This window comes from Sphingobacterium sp. ML3W, assembly GCF_000747525.1.
GTDB lineage: Bacteria > Bacteroidota > Bacteroidia > Sphingobacteriales > Sphingobacteriaceae > Sphingobacterium.
Genome location: NZ_CP009278.1, coordinates 3,273,475 through 3,293,094, shown reverse-complemented (window position 1 = coordinate 3,293,094; position 19,620 = coordinate 3,273,475). Strand labels below are relative to the sequence as shown.

The window sequence follows — 19,620 nt, the reverse complement described above, 5'->3', positions numbered from 1 at the left end:
AAGCCCTTTTTTATTTTTTAGAAATCAAATTTAATTCGTGCTCTGATTCCAGATTTAGGAGCACCGGGATTATCCAAATAGTTCAGTCTTCGGACATAATCTACACGTAAAATTTTGAAAATATTCGATAGACCGACACTGGCTTCCATATAAGGTTTAGACCCGAAAGTATACGATGATTGCTGGCCATCTTTGTTTTTTTGAAAATCAAATACTTGATTTGAATTTTCAGGATTGTTCTCATCTCTTAATCCTCCATATACTGCCTTGAAACTAAAAACCTCACGAAGTTTAAGCATTTTAATAACAGGAATTTTATTTAATAAAAACCCATTCATATAGTATTGGATATTTGCTGATGCATGGTGATCGCTGACAAATTCTAAAAAGTTCATCAAGTTGTAAGAATTTAGTTGATAAGCATAAGTCTGATTGGCTCTATGAATAGTCAAGAATGGAAAAGGTATCCCTTTCCCTGCAATATAAGTCCCTGCTACATCAATATCCGCATAACCTAGTTGGCTAAGGTAAAATCTTTTAAATGCACCGATGTTGAAATTATGGTAACTATAATCCCCATTAAATACATCTTTAAGACCAGCAGTATAGTTGAAATTGAAGATAGGGTACTGGTTGAAAATTGGTGTGCGATATAATTTTCCTTGATAAAACTGTTCATTTGGTGCATAACGTATATTGACAGATAATTCAGTTGAATTAATTTCATTAAAAACCTGCGCATTGCCATTTTTATCTGTGATCTGATAAATTAAAGTACCCGCAGGTGATTGCTTAGTTGCATTAAAACCTAGACCGATACTGAGGTGGTTCTCAAATTCCTTACGGTAATCGACGCGATACACATCATTATAAATGTAACTCTCATTCTCTCCTCTTTTAAATGATAATAAGAAATTATCTTCTTGTACGAATTCCAGTTGTTGGCCAGGGATTTTTGTGTCACGCTGAAATGATCCCCTGATATAATGCTGTGGAAATGAATAAACAGATTTATTATTAAAGGCATAAGTTCCACTTAAAAAATATTTCCATTTCTCATCTTTAAAACCATATGCAGCATACGATTCAGCATAGAATCTTTTACTTAACGACTCCGTTGTTCGCCCTCCAAGACGTAACCTGAACCCTTCGACAGGGTTGAAACTATAAAACGTATTAACTGGTCCGATCTCTACGGGACCTGCCTGCTTATATCCTGAAAACAATAAAGCAGCAATATCCATAAAACTTTTGAAAGAGGGAATCTGCTGAAGAGTATCAATATTATGATAGATGTTCAGTTCGTTTTTAGTCAGTGGAATTTGACGTTTTGTATCAAATAGATTTTTAGTTCCCTTTCCATCAGTTAAATTGTATGCAATAACGGTTTCTGGCCCCTCATAGATACTATCGGGTTGGGCTAATCCTGTCTCATAGTTTTTGTAATTGACAGTCCGATTTCCACGAATACCCATTCCTTTGTCTGTTAAAGAAAAATCAATGCCAAGCGTACTTTGACTCAAATAAAATCTTTTACTATTATCTTGCTCGAATTGCAACTCTATATTCATATCCCTAACAAAATTCAGATTGATATCGTCAGCAACAGTCATATTAGCCGCTTGAACTGCATAGTTGCCATCTAAAGTAATATACAGTTGCCCTTTGAAAAGCATGTCAGCTTTATTGCGCGGAAAAAAACTAAGCTCTACCAACCATGGTTGTTGTGTTTTTATCGTATCTGTGATGAAGAATTTATAAAACGTGGGTGAAGAGTTTGCAATTGGACTCAAAAATTGATTTGTAACCAAAGTGATATTGTTATCGTAAATATCCACAGTCTCATATAATTTATTGAAATATGCACTTAGACCGTCATTGTCAATAAATTTAGGATCAAATTGAGCACGTTGCTCTCCCAATATATATTGTTTTGTCTTTTTTGGGTCTTTTCGATAATAAACTTTTGAAAGCTTTTCTTCCATGAACGCAGGAAGCATATATTTATTTGCTGTTTTGGCTGAGTCATCCAATTCGAAAAGAAATTGATAGTTTTTGAATATCTTTTTATTGACGAATTTCTCAGAAAGGTTACTCAATCCTAAAGAGATCTTCTCATATTGATTGTATTCTGCATACTGTTGGCCCGTCAATCTATTTTTACTTTTATTCTCTATGACCTTTCTTATAAGGGCAACAGCAGGATTATCCTTATTTGTATATTTTCTCTTTTTACCCCTAACCACAACCTCATCGAGCGTGTTGTCTTGCGATTCCATCAATATTTCGATTTGTTGCAATTCGTCGTTGGTAACAAATACATCTTTGTAGTCATAACCAATGCTCGAAACCCGAATTTTCGTATAGTTACTTGGGAATTTTAAACTAAATCGGCCAGATTCTTGAGTCGATGTAGCGTTGCCAGGAGCAGAAGGAGCTCCTACAACAGCAACAGTGGCAAACGCAATGGGCTGTTTTGTTTTACTATCCTTAACTATACCAGCCACAGTTTTCAATTGCCCTAATGCAGTTGTTATGCTCAAGACTCCGATTGTCAAAAGTAGGAATAGTGTTTTTATATTATTATTGGTAGTATGTTGGTGTTCCATATTTTTTAGCCTTAATTACATCATAATGAATAGATGCATGTTGTGACATAATCTTAATTTCTGACTTTTTAACTTAAAAGTTCTAATAATGCGTATGCAAAAGAAATAAAAAATAAAGAATTAATAAAGCATTTACATTATTTTAATGTTGGTGATTTTTAGATACTATGCTTTAACCTATTGATAAGCAGATTGTTTGTTTTAATGTCAGAATAAATTGACTGTAATTTTACTTCTGTATGATGAATATTGACCTAAATAAAATCATTTGCACTGACTATTGTAACAAAAAGGTCAGTGCGGTTGTTGTAGTTCTAAAAATTTGGTTCTACTTGGAAGTGAATTCGTTCATTTGTCATGGGATGATTGAATTCGATATATGCCGCGTGTAAATGTAATCGATTTGCCTTTTGACCATAGAGGTCGTCCCCAACAATTGGACAATTCATGCCATTTGGATGAGCGGAATGAATACGAAGTTGATGAGTACGTCCCGTTATAGGAAAATACTTAACTTTAGTTTTACCATTATCAACACTAATTTTTTGCCATTTTGTTACAGCACTTTTTCCATGTTCGTAGCAGACCAATTGACGTGGACGATCGTCAAGATCTACGCGGATGGGTAAGGAAATTTCACCTTCATCTTCCACAATAATACCATCTAATAGCGCAATATAGTGCTTGATGATACGATGATTGAGGAATTGATTTTGGATTGCTTTGTGGGATTCTTTCGTTTTTGCTAAGACGAGAATCCCGGAAGTAGACATATCTAGGCGATGTACGATTAGTGGACCCGCATTAGGATATTTTTTGATCATACGTGTATAGACAGAATCTTGTACATGAATACCAGGGACAGATAGGAATTCTTCGGGTTTATTAATGATCAATACATGATCATCCTCAAATATAATGGGAATCTCAGTAGCTTCATCGGGGCTTTCAAGCATAGGATTTTTATCTATACTTAATCCCTGTAACATAAATCCCAAAATAGGTTCGCATTTATTTCTGCAAGCTGGGTAAAAATGTTTGTGCCTACGAACTTCAGCCGATGGCGATTGTCCCCACCAGAATTCAGCTAAGGCGATTGGAACGTAGTCATGAAGATAGGCATATTGTAATAATTTTGGAGCAGCACATTCTCCTGAACCAGCTGGAGGTTGTATGTCGTTGAAGTCTTTGAATATAGCAATGACATTTTTGGTCTCTGACAGCGCATTCCGAAAATTGTATTGTGCAAATAATTGATTTTGCAATTGTGATGATCGTTTTTTACGATCATCTTTTAAAGCAGCTACTTTATTTTGAAAATCAAGTAAAGGCTGCTTTGCTAATGAAAGATCGTCATGATATTGCTTCTGAAAAATTTGTAACTCATATTTGTCTCGAAGGCTTTGTTTAATGAGGTCATCTTCCAATAGCTGATAAGCAGCATCAGAAAGATTTAAACGGCTCTCCTCTCTTAAAACCTTACGCTCTTTCTTTTGGTTCTTAAGTCTCTTTTTGAAGTTAGCTAAAGCTTGGTCAAGAGTCATTTTTGTATCGTCTAACTTCTTTTCGAGTACTATTCCTACACCACTTTGTTCCAATTTAGTTATTTGATTATTAATCTGATTTAGATTTTCTTCTTCTACGAGGAAAAAGGAATTATCTGTTAACATGTCAAAAACTGGTGGCACAAAATAACGATGATCATTTTTTCCTGCTAATTTTCCAGAAAAAGCTGCTAAAAAGCCAATATTTCCATTTCTATCCTGGACAACCAAAACACCAAACATTTTCCCAATAGCTTGCCCTTGAACCGTAGCATCTAAACCAAAATTATGTGTCCATTCATCTTGTGTTAAAATATATTCTTGGACATGTGCGCTCGCTTTTTTTGCCAAAAGGTGAGGCTCATAACAGAATGGAAAAGTAAAATGTAGCGGTAATGGAGTTGCTGCGATTTCTGTTGTGAACTTATGAAAGTAAGTATCCGTACTCAAACAATTCGCTTTCAATATTGTTGTTTTCATTATACGTACAAAAGTACGAAAATGATGCTATTTAGATGACAATTTTACATGTTAATTTAAAAGGAATCCACGTTTGTTTTTGTTAATATTGTATATAAAGTAGCATAAATTTTAATAATTAAGTAGGTTTTAAATTTATTCATTATGAAAGCAAAAATTGGTATTAAAGAAGTAGATTTGGCTAAGGTAGCCGCTATTTTAAATAATCTATTAGCTGACGAGAGTATCGTATATCAGAAAACGAGAAATGCACACTGGAATGTAGAAGGTCCTGATTTTCATGCGGCGCATCTATTTTTGGAAGAACAATATAATGAGTTGGCTGAAATCATTGATGAGGTAGCCGAGCGTATCCGTAAGATTGGACATTATGCAGTGGGGTCATATTCAAAATATTTAGAAATGACTCATCTACAGGAAACCCAATATGAGCATACAGATAGTAAAGGTTTTTATAAGGAATTGCTGTCAGATCACGAGTCTGTTATTATGAATATAAGAGGAAATTTGGATGCTGTCGATAAAGCGGGAGACCAAGCATCAGAAGATTTCTTAGTGGGTTTATTGGCGCAACATGAAAAAATGGCGTGGATGTTACGTGCCCATACAGCTTAAGATATAACATAATGTTTAGGAAAGCAGTAATCATTTCGATTACTGCTTTTTTTTTGGTAAATGCAGTAAATACTGCATGATAATTGTTAAACCAAAGGTATATTTGTAAATTAGTTTTCTATTTAGATATGCGTTACCATCTTGTTCTAATCACTTTTCTTTTTTTATTTTCATCTTGTGCAGAATCTCTTGTGTTGCAATCAACAGGAGTTTTACAAAATGCTTCTAGGATGCATCATTTAAAAAATGGTGACCGCGAAATTATTTTCATTCCCATGCGACATTTAGGTAAGCGCAATTATTATGATTTTATTCAACATCATGTCGATTCTCTTCAAAAGGAAGGCTTTGTTGTCTTTTATGAAAGCATTGCATACCAGGTCGATAGTGCGCAACAAAGAGATTTATATGATCGGAAATTCAGAAAATTGGTGGGACACGTTATGGGCAGTACGAAGTTATATGAAAATTCATCTGATACCTCCAGGATATTAATGGCCCCTATTTATCGAAATTTAGGTAGTCGAATCATTCAACAGCCGGAGTATTCATTTTTTAAGGTAGATTATAATAATGCTGTGGTGGCGGATATACCCAAAAATGTATTGCTGGATGAATTTGAGTATACGTATGGTGATATTGTTTTGGATTCTTGTGACTGGAATACCCCTCTAAATGAATCTTATACTTGTAAACCGATAAAACCGAGGTTGAGAATTCTTTTCGACAAGGAATTTATTATGAAAAGAAGAGAAGAAAATTTAGCAGCTTTGGTTTCGGATGCTGCGCAAAAGAAAATTCTGATTATGTTTGGGGCTGCGCACTACAAAGGCTTCTTGAGACATTTGAGAGAGCGTAATCAGGATTGGAAAATTGTTAAATAAAAAAATATGGAGAAATTGTTTATTATCATTTTGGTTCCTGCTGCTATTTACTTTGTCTATTTTCTATTAAATAAAACAGAGAAAAACAGTAAAGCCATTAGAAGGGTTTTGAGTCAGGAAGGTAAGGGTATTTTAGAAAAGGAAGTGTCTTATTATCAGCGTCTGAGTGCTACCGATAAAATTGAATTTGAAGAACGTTGCCTGCATTTTTTGGACCAGATTGCTGTCGAAGGAGTCGGGGTTGAAGTTTCTTTAAAAGACTACATGCTTGTTGCAGCAAGTGCTATCATACCTGTTTTTGCTTTTAAAAAATGGGAATATGCCAACTTAACAACAGTAATGCTCTATCCAAATACATTTAATCCAGATTACCAATTTGAGGGCAATCAAGATCGTACCATTTTAGGTATGGTTGGAGAAGGCGCTATGAACGGTCAAATGATTTTATCAAAAGCAGCGCTAGAAGCTGGTTTCGCAAATACAAAAGATGGCCAAAATACTGCCATTCATGAATTTGTCCATTTATTGGATAAGACGGATGGGGAAGTGGACGGTTTACCTGATTTTTTAGTGGATCATACTTACACCTTAGCTTGGTTAGAAATGATACGAAAAGAAATTATCAAAATTCAAGATGGTAAATCGGATATTGATCCATATGGTATTACGAATAGAGCCGAGTTTTTCGCTGTAGCATCTGAGTATTTTTTCGAGAATCCAGATCGCCTAAAAAGTCACCATCCCGATTTGTATAGAGCTTTATGCATCGTTTTTAAACAGGATCTAAGCTTCGCTTAATTCTGAAGGGGGAAATTCCCATAATTTGATTTTAGCCGAATTATTTATCATTTTCACATCAATACGGAGGTGAAAATGATATAAATCGCTTGTGGTTCTATTGAACAGATTAACATTAGCATTGCCTTCTCAAAACGAAAGCCCTTCAAATATTTGAAGGGCTTTCGTTTTGAGACGTATTCCCAGGTATTATAAGAAACCTATATGGCCTCTAGCAATTGTTTCTCATGCAATTCAAAGTATTGTCCCTTTAAGTTCATGAGTTCTTCATGAGAACCCTCTTCTGCAATTTTCCCATCATCTAAGACAATGATTTTATCCGCATTTTTGATTGTAGACACACGATGAGCAATAAAAACGCAGGTTTTTCCTTTCATGATACGACTTAGAGAAGTAAGTATCTGCTCTTCCGTCTTGGTATCTACTGCTGATAAACAATCGTCAAAGATTAATATCTTAGGCTCCTTAATTAGTGCCCGAGCGATAGAGACTCTTTGTTTCTGTCCGCCCGACAATGTAATGCCACGTTCGCCCACAGACGTTTCAAAACCCTCATCAAATGCGATGATGTTTTCATACACAGCTGCATCTTTAGCCGCTTGCTCCACCTGTTCTTGCGTAAAATGGTCAATTCCGAAGGCAATATTGTTACTGATGGTATCCGAAAATAGAAAAATTTCTTGGGGTACAAAACCTATCTGTTGTCTTAAATCTTGAAAATCAAGCTCTGGAATAGGGGTGTCGTCGTATTTAATACTCCCTTTGTCGATATCATACATACGGAGGAGTAGATTGGCTAACGTCGATTTTCCAGAACCCGTCTTCCCAATAATAGCAAGAGTTTTTCCTGCTTGAATATGGAAAGATAGATCTTTGATAGCTTGAATGCCGGTTTCTGGATAGGTAAACGAAATGTTCTCTACTTTTAGATCCCCAGTAAGTGTTTTTCTATTTGTTCCATTAACAATCGGTGAGTTTGTGTTCAAAAATTCATTAATTCTTTTTTGAGAAGCTGATGCTCTTTGGACTAGTGAAGTTACCCATGCTAAAGACATGGCAGGGAAGGTTAATTGGTTGACGTAAATAATGAATTCAGCAATATTACCGGCGGTAATCGTTCCTTTTGCAACTTCAATACCACCGACATAAATTGTTATAATTGTACTTAAGCCTACTAGCAATAATATTAAAGGAAAGAAAACAGCTTGTACCTTTACCAATGACAAAGCAGTATTTCGGTATATTGTGCTCTCGTCTTCAAAGGCATCCATTTTATATTTTTCGCGATTGTATGTTTTAATAACTCTAATTCCAGCGAAATTCTCTTGTACAAAAGATGCTAAACGAGCCAGTTGTTTTTGAATTTTTTCACTTCTCTTGTTGATGATTTTATTGACGAATAAAATAACAACTGAAAGGATTGGGATAGGGATAAGCGCATAGGTCGCCAAGCGCGCATTGACGTCATACATGGCATAAATGACCATAATCGATAAGACAACAGTATTGATTGCATACATGATGGCAGGCCCCAGATAATTCCGCACCTGATTGACATCTTCAGTAGCCCTACTCATTAGGTCTCCTGTATTGTTCCGCCTAAAAAAAGCAAAATCTAATTTTTGATAATGCCTATAGATCTCATTTTTTAAATCATATTCAATATGACGCGATGTCAAGATAATTGTCTGGCGCATCATAAAAAGGAATATACCTCTTAGTAAGGACAGTAATAATACAACTGTTCCAAAAAACAACAAACTTGAACCAAAAACCTTATAGATGAGTTCCTGTCTTTCAAATCCATTATAGAGTTTATATAAATAGATGTTTTCCTGAACCAGGTCAAAAGCCTCACGAATGACTTTTGCAGGAAGGATACCAAAGTAATTCGAAATGATGACGAAAATAACACCTGGAACTAATTTCCAGCGGTACTTGTAGAAGTATTTATTTAAATAAGCTAATTCTTTCATATAATAATACAAATGTAAAACATATTCAGCATTTAATTTTCAATTTTCAGAACTTAAACTGTCATAGACAATTCATAAGTTTTGGAATTATTTTCAAAGAAAAATTTAGTGTGAAATATATTTTCTATTTTTGTTGTCAAATTACCATAAGTAAAACTTGAAGCATAATTTTATGTCAGCAACGCAAACTCCAATTTTCGAATTATTGGGCCAATTTGGTCACCAAAATTTATTTTTTTGTAATGATGAAGTAGTTGGTTTGAAAGCAATTGTCGCTATTCATGACACGACGTTAGGTCCAGCGATAGGAGGTGTTCGCATGTTGCCTTATTCCAGTACAGAAGAGGCTATCGAAGATGCACTTCGACTGTCTAAAGCGATTACCTATAAGTCCGCTATTAGCGGTCTTAATCTAGGAGGAGGGAGTGCCGTTATTATCGGAAATCACCGAATTGATAAAACGGAGGTTTTACTTCGAAGATTTGGACAATTTATTGAAGGATTAAATGGTAATTTTATTGCTTCGATAGATGTTGGCATTGGACAACGTGATTTGGAGCATATCTTTACGGAAACATCTTACGTAGCAGGGCTTCCAAAAGCCATAAATGGAGGAGGAGATACTTCTATGTTTGCAGCACAGGGTGTTCTTTATGGAATAAAAGCATCTTTAAAAGAGCTGTATGGTTCGGACAGTCTAGCTGGACGAAAAGTCATTGTACATGGTATCGGGAGTGTTGGAGAACGATTAATCGAGATGTTACGCGAAGAAAACTCACGCGTATATGTAAGTGATATCACAGAAGATCGAATGCTTAAGATAGCCGCTAAATATAAAGTCGAAACAATTGCATTCGATAAAGTTTTTGATTTTGATTGCGATGTTTACGCCCCTTGTGCACTTGGAGGTACGGTTAACCCAGAGACAGCCTCAAGAATGCAATGTAAGATCATTGCAGGAGCTGCGAACAATCAATTGAAGGAAGAATTAATGACCAGTAATATCCTACATGAAAGGGGTATTTTATATGCGCCAGATTACTTAATTAATGCCGGCGCGTTGGTTAGTTGTTATTCAGAAATACAAGGATATGGCGCTGATCATACCGAATTTGTAATCAAAAATATCTATAGCGCAACACGCGAAGTTTTCCAAAAATCGAAGCAAGAAAATATTTCTTCGTTCCAAGCTGCTAATGAAATCGCAGAAAAGCGTATCTTTGACATTCGAAAACTCAAAAGATAGAGTGAAAATAAAAAAAATACAATCGTTCTTATATACAAATCGTTCTTTAAAATACTATGTTAAATAGAAGACACCTAAGGGTCAAAGTAGTGCAGACGCTCTATGCGTACAGTTTATCTGAAGATAAAGATATTAAAGCCTTCGAAAAGGCATTGTTGCAAAATGTGGATGAAGTGTACGAAATGTACATTTGGACTTTGAATCTCCTGGATGAAGTGACAGACTATGCATTAATTGATGCAGAAGGTCGTGCCAATAAGTTTTTACCAACTGAAAAAGATTTATCACACAACACCAAATTAAGTAGCAATACTTTTATTGAGTCTCTTAGACAGAATCCACAATATGGAGAAGCTGTGAAAAAGTATGACGTGTCATGGGGCTTTGACCCAGAAATAGTTCGCACTGTTTTTGCACAATTAAAACATACTGAGGATTACGCTTATTATATGCAATCTTCAGATCGTTCAATCGCCGTTGAGAAGGATATCATTAAATTTATTTTCAAAAAAATTATTTTGAAATCTCCGGTTATCGAACAGGTATTTGAAGAAAAGTTTATCAACTGGCCAGTGGATAAAGAAGTTTTACAGGCATTAATTGCTAAAACATTCAAAAACTTTAGTTCAGAAGAACCAAGACAAAATAAGTTGGCAGATCTTACCCAAAATTGGTACGATGATAAAGATTTCATTTTGAATCTGATTGCAAAAACAATCCGTTATACAAATGAATATCAAAAAATGATTACGGAGAAAACGAAAAATTGGGAATCGGATCGTATCGCACTAATGGATACTTTATTGATGCGTATGGCGATTTGCGAGTTGGTGAATTTCCCTTCTATCCCAGTGAAAGTTACTATCAATGAATATATTGAAATCTCTAAGGTATTCAGTACATTAAAAAGTAATACTTTTATTAATGGTATTTTAGATAAAATTTTGAGTGATTTAAATCAAGATGGCCGTATTCAAAAACAAGGTCGTGGATTGAATAATTAGAAAGATATTTATGAAAAAATTGAACTATTCACTTTTTTTGGCATTAGGCATTTGGACATTGAGCTCATGTGGTTCAAGTACTAAAAGTGAAAACACATCTACAGACTCAACGATGACTGTAGCGGATCCTTCTGCAAATAATGAAGCAGCATTAGGAGCTATTGGAACCATTGAGTTTGCAGAGCCTGCATTCGAATTTGGACAGATTAAAGAAGGAGAAGAGGTAACACATATCTTTACGCTAGCGAATACTGGAAATGCACCTTTGATCATTTCAGAAGTAAGAGCATCTTGTGGATGTACTCAACCGGAGTTTTCTAAAAACCCTGTTCTTCCGGGAAAAACCTCAGATATTAAAGTTACCTTTAAAAGCGAGGGTCAGGTCGGTAAGCAACAGAAAATAATAACCATTCATTCTAATGCATCAAATGGACTCACAACTGTTCAATTAAAAGGTGAAGTATTAGCAGCTAAATAACTAAATATAAAAAAGATAACATATGAATACAGTTTTTTTACAGGCGGGAGGAGCAGGAAGCGGATTGATGAGCTTCTTACCGATGATTCTTATCGTGGTTGTTTTTTATTTCTTTATGATCAGACCACAAATGAAGAAACAAAAAGATCACAAAAAATATATTGAGGAATTAGGTGTTAATTCTCAAATTATTACAAATGCGGGTATTCATGGCCGTATTGTTGAAGTTTCAGAAACAACATTTTTAGTTGATGTAGGTTCTGGTGTAAGAATTCGTTTCGATAAATCAGCCGTTTCACTAGATGCTTCAAAAGCAGCCAATGCAAAAGCATAATTAAATATACATGTAGAGAAGCCGATCTTATCACAATAGGATCGGCTTCTTTATTTTGACGCGATAAGATTGCCTTGTATTTCATCAGGATATCAATGTCAAAATGTTTAAGTTTGTATTATGGCAAGTATTATTCGTATCAGCAAATCTCAAAAAAGGAAATTAGTAACGTTTACACGTTGTATTCTTATTTCTTTATTTGCATGGTTATTATTTTCAATTTCAAATGAATATATAATTACTGTAAAAGCTGGGATTGAATATGTGAACTTGCCAGAGAAGCGTGCTTTCCATCCACAACAATCCGATACAGTTAACATTAAATTGAAAATGACGGGATGGCAAGTTTTGTTTTCCAAGATTAAATCGGAAGTCCCGACCGTGCATGTTGATATCAGTAGCCTAAAGACTAAAAATTGGATTGTTTTCTCAAATCAGATTGGTTTCATTAATCGTCAGTTTCCACACGAGCAACTGGTGGTTTCTGTCAGTCCAGATACATTATACTTTGACTTTTCAAAACAGACCCAACGTAAGGTGCCTGTAAGACCTATGGCTGACATTAATTTTAAAAAACAGTATGGTTTTATTGGTGAAACGCTTGTAAACCCCAAGTATGTGACGATTTCAGGACCTTATGAAGATGTTGCGAATATTGAATATTGGGATACAGATACAATAAGGGGCAAAGATGTTGAAACAGACTTGCGAACGGTTGCTTATTTAAATCGGAACCAGAGAGCTAATATCAATGTCTATCCAACATCTGTAGAGGTATTGATGCCAGTTGGCGAATTGACTGAGAAAATTATAGAACTTCCATTGAAAGTTGAAAATAACACGCATTTTAAATCTGTAAGAACTATGCCAAGTAAAGTCGCAATTACAGTCCTGATGTCTGTAAAAGACTATAATAATTATACAGCAAGAGATTTCGAAGCCGTAGTAGATATTCATGATTGGGAGGAGGCTAAGGTGAAATACTTGCCTGTTATTTTGACAAAAGTACCCGATTTCTGCTCTGTTTTACGAGTCGAGCCACAAAATGTTGATTTTTTTGTACGTAAATAATATGGGAATCAAAGTAGGTATAGCTGGTGGAATCGGCTCAGGAAAAACGATTGTATGTCAAGTTTTTAAAGTTTTAGGGATTCCTATTTATAATGCAGATTTGGAAGCAAAGTTGATTATGAATAAAAGTGATCAAGTTCGGATGGCGATTATCAAGGCGTTTGGAGAGGAGTCGTATCATGATGGTTTACTAAATAAGGAATTTATATCCACTCAGGTCTTTAATGATTCAGAGAAACTAAAACAGTTAAATAGCATTGTCCACCCTGCCGTGATACAAGCAGCTGAAGATTGGGCTGAGGTACAAACGGGTCCATATTCATTAAAAGAAGCTGCCATTCTTTTTGAAAGTGGCTCTTATAAAAAGGTTGATTATAGTATATTGGTAACGGCTCCTATCGACCTAAGGATAGCTCGTGTTATGCAACGTGACCACGTGACCAAAGAGCAAGTGCTAGCAAGGATGAATAGTCAAATGTCTGATGAAGAAAAGGCTAAGCTAGCAGATTTTGTGATTATTAATGATGGGATAACAGCAGTTATTCCACAAGTGATGGCCCTTCACCATCAATTTCAGAAATAAAATTTATGTTAAATATTTTATCAGACTTTCTGGTTAGAAAACCAGAAGGCTACTATTGTCAGTATGGGGATTTTTATATTGATGCTTTACTGCCAGTTCCGGTAGATGTTGTTTCGCATGGTCATGGGGATCATGCAAGACCTGGACATGCAACGATATATTGTACGGATGTTACTGCGGCAATTATGCGTTACCGCTATTCGCAACAACCTTTGTCAAGTTATAAGACGATAGCTTTCCGTCAAACTTTTAAGATTGGTGCAGTTGCATTAACGCTTATACCGGCAGGGCATATATTAGGATCAGCTCAAATTTTAATGGAGTATAAGGGTGTCAGGTATCTTTATACGGGTGATTATAAGCTGCAGGGGGATGCGACATGTGAAGCGATTGAGGTGGTGCAAGCAGATGTCTTAATTACAGAATGTACGTTTGCAGATCCAGAAGTAGTCCACCCGGATCCTGTTGCGGAGATAAAAAAATTGAATGACCAGCCCTTCAATATCTTGTTGGGGACTTATGCACTTGGAAAAGCACAACGATTGACGGATTTGATTAATAAGCACTGTCCAGAGCGTAGGGTGTTAGTTCATCATGGTATTGCTCCATTGCATCGTATTTATGACGACATGGGGCTTAATAAGCTAGTTTACGAGCAGTATAACAGAAGAGAGATGAAGATCGGCGAACCCAATAAGGTGTATATGGTGCCGCCGATGACTTTCAATAGCTACATTCGAGCAACTAAAGTTGTCCGAGCTTTTGCATCAGGGTGGAAAAGATTGCAGCAGAATAACGACCTGTCACTCTATATATCAGATCATGTAGATTGGAACGATATCTTGTTTTTTATCCAAGAAGTAAAACCGAAAGAGGTATGGACTCTTCATGGAGATGGCCGAATATTGAAACAACATTTTGAAGGTGTACTTTCAGTAAGAGATATTTATTAATTCTTTTTATTTCAGGTATTTAACCACATTTGTTTAAATTTTAGCTTTAAACAAATGTGGTTATTTTTTTTACAGAATTTCTTTTAGATCTTATCAATAAAAAGCAGACTACTACCCCTGATAGGACCAAGAGCAGACTAAATGGAAAAATGAAATTCATACCAAATTGTTTTGCAATCAGTCCAACTAAAGGGCCCGAGATGCCAAGTGATATATCGATGAACAGGCCATACGCTCCCAATGCAGCACCTTTGTTGGCCGCTGAGGCGCTATTGACAGCTTCAACGCCAAGTGCTGGGAATACCATTGAAAAGCCTAAACCCGTAATAGCCGCACCAATTATAGTCAGAAACGGAGAGGGCGCGAAAGAAATGAGTAATAAACCAAAACTTTCAATCACCATACAAAAAAGTGCTATTTTAATCCCTCCAATCTTATTAATGCTGTTGGTCAATACGAATCTTCCTAAAACAAACATCGTACTAAAGCAGGTGATACAGAGTGCTGCATTATCCCAACCTTTGTAATTGTAATAAAGCGTAATAAAGGTGGATATCGTACCGAAACCTATTCCTGCTAAGGCAAGCCCCATTCCAAAGGGAGAGACTGCTTTGAGCACAGTGAAAAAGGAATTTCTTATTTCTTTTGAAACCGACGAAAGGGCTTTTTTATTTAGAGTAGAAGCGAGCCCAACACTCCCAATAAATAGGGTCAATGCCGCTATAGTCCAATTGCCAAATTGTTGCGATAGAATAACGCCTAATGGTGCGCCTATAGCCATGGAACTGTAGTTGAAGATACCATTATACGAGATTGCTGTACTGGTATGTTGGTCCCCAACACGCAAGATTGCCCAATTGACAGGACTAGCACCCACCATTCCTTCTCCACAACCCGTAAGTAATCGAGATAATGCAAGTAGAGAGATGGAAAGCAAGGGAGACGCACTGGTGTAAAATGCCGCCCAAAGTAATATGCCCGTTATCATAAAGCAAATCATGCTGATAATAACTGCTGGTTTTGGACCCTTTTTGTCTACGATCGTACCGGCATAGGCACGCATAAAAAAGGTCATGATATATTGTGAACCTATTACAGCACCCGCTATAATCGTATTGTAACCTAAAGTTTCATGTATGAATATTGGAAGAACAGCTAGCGAAAGGCCAATAGTGAAATAGCCATAAAAAGTTAATATCGCGTAGCTAGCAATCTGAAAACGGTAATCAAGAGCCGTTTTTTGTAGAGATTTTGATAACATGTTGCAAAGGAAGGAAACCTTATGGGGATAAAAAAATAAAACCCAAAATTACAGCATAGAATTTTGGGTTTTATCGAGAATCATTACCAGCCTTTTATCGCTCCGCCCTTGAAGATTTTCTTAGCAGTAGCTTCAACTTCAGCAGATTGGTATGCTTCGATGAATTGTTTGATACGTTCATCATTGCGATTATCTTCCCGAGATACGATGAGATTCACATAGGGTGAGTCTTTGTCTTCCGAGAATAAACCTTCTTTATCTGGGCTTAATCCAGCTTGAGCAGCAAATGTATTGTTAATGATTGCAATTATTACTTCTTTATCATCTAAAACTCGTGGTAGTTGCGGCGCTTCCAATTCCATGATGTTTAACCGCTTAGGGTTATCCACGATATCTGTCTTTTTAGGCAGAAGGCCAACATCATCTTTTAATTTTATTAATCCTTCTTTTTGTAATAATAGCAAAGATCTTCCACCATTTGTAGGGTCATTGGGAATTACGATAGTGGCGCCGGGTTGCAATTCGCTTATCGATTTTATTTTTTTAGAATAAGCGACAATAGGAAAGACAAATGTATTGGCAACTGCAGCTAATTTATAGCCTCGTTGTCTCGATTGTTCTTGAAGATAAGGTAAGTGCTGGAATGAATTGATATCGATATCACCTTGGTTTAAAGCTTCATTCGGGATTACATAATCGCTAAAGCTTACAAGTTCTACATCAAGATTGAACCTTTCTTTAGCAATTTTTTTTGCGGTCTCCGCCAACTCTTGCTCTGGGCCTGCTACAATTCCTACCTTAAGTACCTTTGAATCTGTTTTTTTTCCGTTACAAGAGACCAGAACAATTAAGGTCAATGCGAGTACGCAAATTTTAGAATGTAATCTCATAATTATTTAAAATAGAATGTTAACGATGATTAGCTTTTTTAGACAAATAATCTCCTGTAAACTGTAGAATAAATACAATTAAAATTAGTAAAATTAATACGGCATTCATAATAAATGTGTCATAGCCAATATAACCATATTGATAGCCAATCTGTCCAAGACCACCTGCGCCTACTGCACCTCCCATAGCTGAATAACCAACTAAGGTAATCAATGTAATCGTCAGATTATTAATGAGTGATGGGAGTGATTCAGGGAGTAATACTTTGTATATTATTTGTGTTGTTGTGGCTCCCATTGCACGGGCAGCCTCAATTAATCCGTTCGGAATTTCCAAAAGACTATTTTCGACCAAACGGGCTATAAATGGAGCTGCAGCAAAACTGAGTGGGACTAAAGCAGCATTGACACCAATAGAAGTTCCAACGATCTGTCTGGTAAAAGGTATCATCCAAACAATAAGGATAATAAAAGGGATAGAGCGGAATATATTGACCAATAGGGCTAATAGTTGATGTATAAACTTATTCTCATGTAACTGATTTTTTTGAGTTAAAAAAAGAAAAATACCAGTTGGTAGACCAATCACAAAGCCAAAAAAGCCTGATAAAAAAGTCATCACAACAGTCTCTATTGTACCCTTAATCAATAAATCTATAACTGTCTCAGACATATCCTATGATTTCAATTTGTGAATAATTTGATTTTAAATAGTGGAGGCTATCCGCAATCTTATCTGAAGGACCGATTAGTTCCAAATTCATTATGCCAAATTTTATTGAGCCCACATAGTCAATCTGAGCACTGATAATAGCTACTTCAATGCCGTATTGGTCGTGTAGTTGCTTAATTATTGAAGTTTGACTGTGGTGTTCAGCGAGATAAATTTGCACGATAGGACGCCCACTTTCTTTCAATCGCTCTTGATAGATGGCCGGTAATTCCGCATGAAGGGATGACTGAATGAAATGTTTTGTTAAAGCTTCTCTCGGTGATGTAAAAATTTGTTCCACAGTACCTGTTTCAATAAGTTGTCCTCCATCAATAACAGCAACTTGATCGCAAATAATCTTAATGACTTCCATCTCATGCGTGATGAGTAGAATGGTCAAATTAAGCTTCAAATTGATTGCTTTAAGCAACTGCAAAATGGATTTCGTTGTTGCAGGGTCCAGTGCACTGGTTGCTTCATCGCATAATAATATTTCCGGATCACTAGCTAACGCCCTTGCAATCGCTACACGTTGTTTTTGCCCACCAGAAAGACTGGCAGGATAATCATGTGCTTTGTCTTCAAGACCTACCAAAGCTAACAGCTCCATTACTTTATCGCTGATTTTACCCTTTGATTCTCCGATAAGCTCTAATGGGAAAGCAATATTTTCATAAACTGTGCGAGAAGATAATAAATTGAAATGTTGAAAGATCATTCCAATTTTTCGACGCTGTTGAATCAGATCTTGATTTGATAAAGCCATTAAATCAACACCATGTATCAAAATTTGTCCCGTATCTGGTTTTTCCAGTAAATTAACACATCTGATTAATGTGCTTTTTCCTGCGCCAGAACTGCCGATAACACCAAATATTTGTCCCTTCGGAATAGATAAAGATACTTGATCTAAAGCCTTCGTAAACTTATTTTTTACCGCAAATGTCTTGGAAATGTTAATTAATTCTATCATTTAGTAGAGTAAAAACTAATCTTACAAAAAAACCTTTCAAACATGTCCTGAAAGGCTAATATTTTTTTAAGCAATCTGACAACCTAAAGCTCGTCCAGCGCTACTTTAGCGCAAATGTATCAAATGTACCCTTAAATCACAATACTTATTCTTCAAATTAGAGATTTTTGATGCATTCCTCATTTAAAAGTGGGTATTTAAACTGAAAACCTGTATCCAGTATTTTTTGGTTACTTACTGTTGTGCTATTCAGCAGTACCTCTTTGCCCATCTGTCCTAAAACTAGTTTTATAGCAAATGCAGGAACGGAGACAGGAAGGTAGAATCGGCCTATTTTTTGCTTTGCAAGACGACTAAGGATTGTTTTTTGTGGCAGGACTTCCGAACTTACAGCATTGTAAATTCCGGATATATTGTTATTGCGAATTGCAGTCAAATATAATTGACAAACATCATCAATATGAATCCAACTCATTTTTTGTTTACCAGATCCTAAGTGAGTTGCTACTTTATACCTAAATGATTTGGTTAACTCTTTTAGTGCACCTCCATGTTGACTAAATACGACACCCAATCTAAAAATGACCATGCGTTTATGAAGAAGTTCTATTGGCCTGATACTATCTTCCCAAAGCTTACAGGTCCAGCTCAGAAAATCCGTTCCTTGTTCCTCGTTCTCAGTAAAGGCATGTGTATCCGATTTATCTTCACCATACCAACCAACTGCAGAGGTAGAGATGACAGCCTTGATCTCATTAGGGATTTGTTGCAGTGCATCTGCAATGAGCTTACAACTACTCACCCGACTGGAAATAAGTTCCTGGCGTCGTTTTTTAGACCAACGTTTATCTGCAATAGAAGCTCCAGCTAAGTTGATGATATAATCAGCTTGCCTTATTGCATTATTGTTTATTTTTTTTGCATCAGGATCCCAGTGTAGGTGTTGCATTTGATTGGTTTCTTGATTTAACATCGGATTTCGACTGAATATGATGACACGATAGCCTTCGCGTATAAGCAGCTCTGCTAAACGTTTACCAATAGTTCCCGTTCCTCCAGCAATAATGACTGTTTCCATATGATCACATCTCCTATATTTAAAAAAAATAAGAATTTTTCTAAAAGCAATTTAATTCATATTTATCATATTTCCAGTCTTATTCAATTTAAAAATTGGTTATTTTGCTGCACATAGTTGGAGAGAATTGA

18 protein-coding genes are annotated in these 19,620 nt (G+C 36.0%); 10 read left to right on the top strand and 8 right to left on the bottom strand.

Annotated features, from left to right (window positions below):
* Positions 1–17: 17 nt before the first annotated feature.
* Positions 18–2,609, bottom strand: coding sequence for a DUF5686 and carboxypeptidase-like regulatory domain-containing protein (locus tag KO02_RS14055; RefSeq protein WP_051959951.1), 2,592 nt, complete (start codon positions 2,607–2,609; stop codon positions 18–20).
* A 314-nt stretch (positions 2,610–2,923) separates the two neighbouring features.
* Positions 2,924–4,633 carry a pseudouridine synthase gene (locus KO02_RS14050; RefSeq protein ID WP_200878554.1) on the bottom strand — a complete coding sequence of 570 codons (1,710 nt, stop codon included), beginning with the start codon at positions 4,631–4,633 and terminating at the stop codon, positions 2,924–2,926.
* 144 nt (positions 4,634–4,777) lie between these two features.
* Between KO02_RS14050 and KO02_RS14045 the strand changes: the two genes are divergently transcribed.
* From KO02_RS14045 to KO02_RS14035, 3 genes are all read left to right on the top strand, one after another.
* Complete coding sequence (locus KO02_RS14045) at positions 4,778–5,248, top strand: Dps family protein (RefSeq protein ID WP_038699251.1); 471 nt, start codon at positions 4,778–4,780, stop codon at positions 5,246–5,248.
* A 230-nt stretch (positions 5,249–5,478) separates the two neighbouring features.
* Positions 5,479–6,132, top strand: coding sequence for a hypothetical protein (locus tag KO02_RS14040; protein WP_144243330.1), 654 nt, complete (start codon positions 5,479–5,481; stop codon positions 6,130–6,132).
* A gap of 6 nt (positions 6,133–6,138) precedes the next feature.
* On the top strand, positions 6,139–6,930 hold the full coding sequence (locus tag KO02_RS14035; protein WP_038699247.1) for a zinc-dependent peptidase: 792 nt from the start codon (positions 6,139–6,141) through the stop codon (positions 6,928–6,930).
* A gap of 200 nt (positions 6,931–7,130) precedes the next feature.
* On the opposite strand, the gene KO02_RS14030 is transcribed toward KO02_RS14035, so the two are convergent.
* Positions 7,131–8,906, bottom strand: a complete 1,776-nt coding sequence (locus KO02_RS14030) for an ABC transporter ATP-binding protein (protein WP_038699245.1) — start codon at positions 8,904–8,906, stop codon at positions 7,131–7,133.
* 172 nt (positions 8,907–9,078) lie between these two features.
* Between KO02_RS14030 and KO02_RS14025 the strand changes: the two genes are divergently transcribed.
* From KO02_RS14025 to KO02_RS13995, 7 genes are all read left to right on the top strand, one after another.
* Positions 9,079–10,152, top strand: coding sequence for a Glu/Leu/Phe/Val family dehydrogenase (locus KO02_RS14025; RefSeq protein WP_038699243.1), 1,074 nt, complete (start codon positions 9,079–9,081; stop codon positions 10,150–10,152).
* Between the two features lie 56 nt (positions 10,153–10,208).
* Entirely contained in the window at positions 10,209–11,156 is a 948-nt protein-coding gene (nusB, locus tag KO02_RS14020; protein ID WP_038699241.1) for a transcription antitermination factor NusB, read from the top strand.
* Positions 11,157–11,166: 10 nt separating this feature from the next.
* A complete protein-coding gene (locus tag KO02_RS14015; protein WP_144243329.1) occupies positions 11,167–11,634 on the top strand; it encodes a DUF1573 domain-containing protein in 468 nt (155 codons plus the stop codon).
* A gap of 22 nt (positions 11,635–11,656) precedes the next feature.
* Positions 11,657–11,968 (top strand): preprotein translocase subunit YajC, encoded by a 312-nt coding sequence (gene yajC / locus KO02_RS14010; RefSeq protein WP_038699237.1) that lies wholly within the window; start codon positions 11,657–11,659, stop codon positions 11,966–11,968.
* Positions 11,969–12,088: 120 nt separating this feature from the next.
* On the top strand, positions 12,089–13,039 hold the full coding sequence (locus KO02_RS14005; protein WP_038699235.1) for a hypothetical protein: 951 nt from the start codon (positions 12,089–12,091) through the stop codon (positions 13,037–13,039).
* Between the two features lies 1 nt (position 13,040).
* Positions 13,041–13,622, top strand: a complete 582-nt coding sequence (gene coaE, locus KO02_RS14000) for a dephospho-CoA kinase (protein ID WP_038702732.1) — start codon at positions 13,041–13,043, stop codon at positions 13,620–13,622.
* Between the two features lie 5 nt (positions 13,623–13,627).
* Complete coding sequence (locus KO02_RS13995; RefSeq protein WP_038699233.1) at positions 13,628–14,575, top strand: MBL fold metallo-hydrolase; 948 nt, start codon at positions 13,628–13,630, stop codon at positions 14,573–14,575.
* 46 nt (positions 14,576–14,621) lie between these two features.
* Here the strand turns inward: KO02_RS13995 and KO02_RS13990 are convergent, their stop codons facing one another.
* The 5 genes from KO02_RS13990 to KO02_RS13970 all read right to left on the bottom strand — a co-directional run bounded on the left by KO02_RS13990 (position 14,622) and on the right by KO02_RS13970 (position 19,489).
* On the bottom strand, positions 14,622–15,836 hold the full coding sequence (locus KO02_RS13990) for an MFS transporter (protein WP_038699231.1): 1,215 nt from the start codon (positions 15,834–15,836) through the stop codon (positions 14,622–14,624).
* A gap of 83 nt (positions 15,837–15,919) precedes the next feature.
* Positions 15,920–16,726, bottom strand: coding sequence for a methionine ABC transporter substrate-binding lipoprotein MetQ (gene metQ, locus KO02_RS13985; protein WP_038699229.1), 807 nt, complete (start codon positions 16,724–16,726; stop codon positions 15,920–15,922).
* A gap of 19 nt (positions 16,727–16,745) precedes the next feature.
* Positions 16,746–17,399 carry a methionine ABC transporter permease MetI gene (gene metI / locus KO02_RS13980; RefSeq protein WP_038699227.1) on the bottom strand — a complete coding sequence of 218 codons (654 nt, stop codon included), beginning with the start codon at positions 17,397–17,399 and terminating at the stop codon, positions 16,746–16,748.
* Complete coding sequence (locus KO02_RS13975) at positions 17,392–18,411, bottom strand: methionine ABC transporter ATP-binding protein (RefSeq protein WP_038699225.1); 1,020 nt, start codon at positions 18,409–18,411, stop codon at positions 17,392–17,394. The genes metI and KO02_RS13975 overlap by 8 nt, the downstream gene beginning before the upstream one ends.
* A 157-nt stretch (positions 18,412–18,568) precedes the next feature.
* Positions 18,569–19,489, bottom strand: coding sequence for a TIGR01777 family oxidoreductase (locus KO02_RS13970; RefSeq protein WP_038699223.1), 921 nt, complete (start codon positions 19,487–19,489; stop codon positions 18,569–18,571).
* Positions 19,490–19,620: the final 131 nt, after the last annotated feature.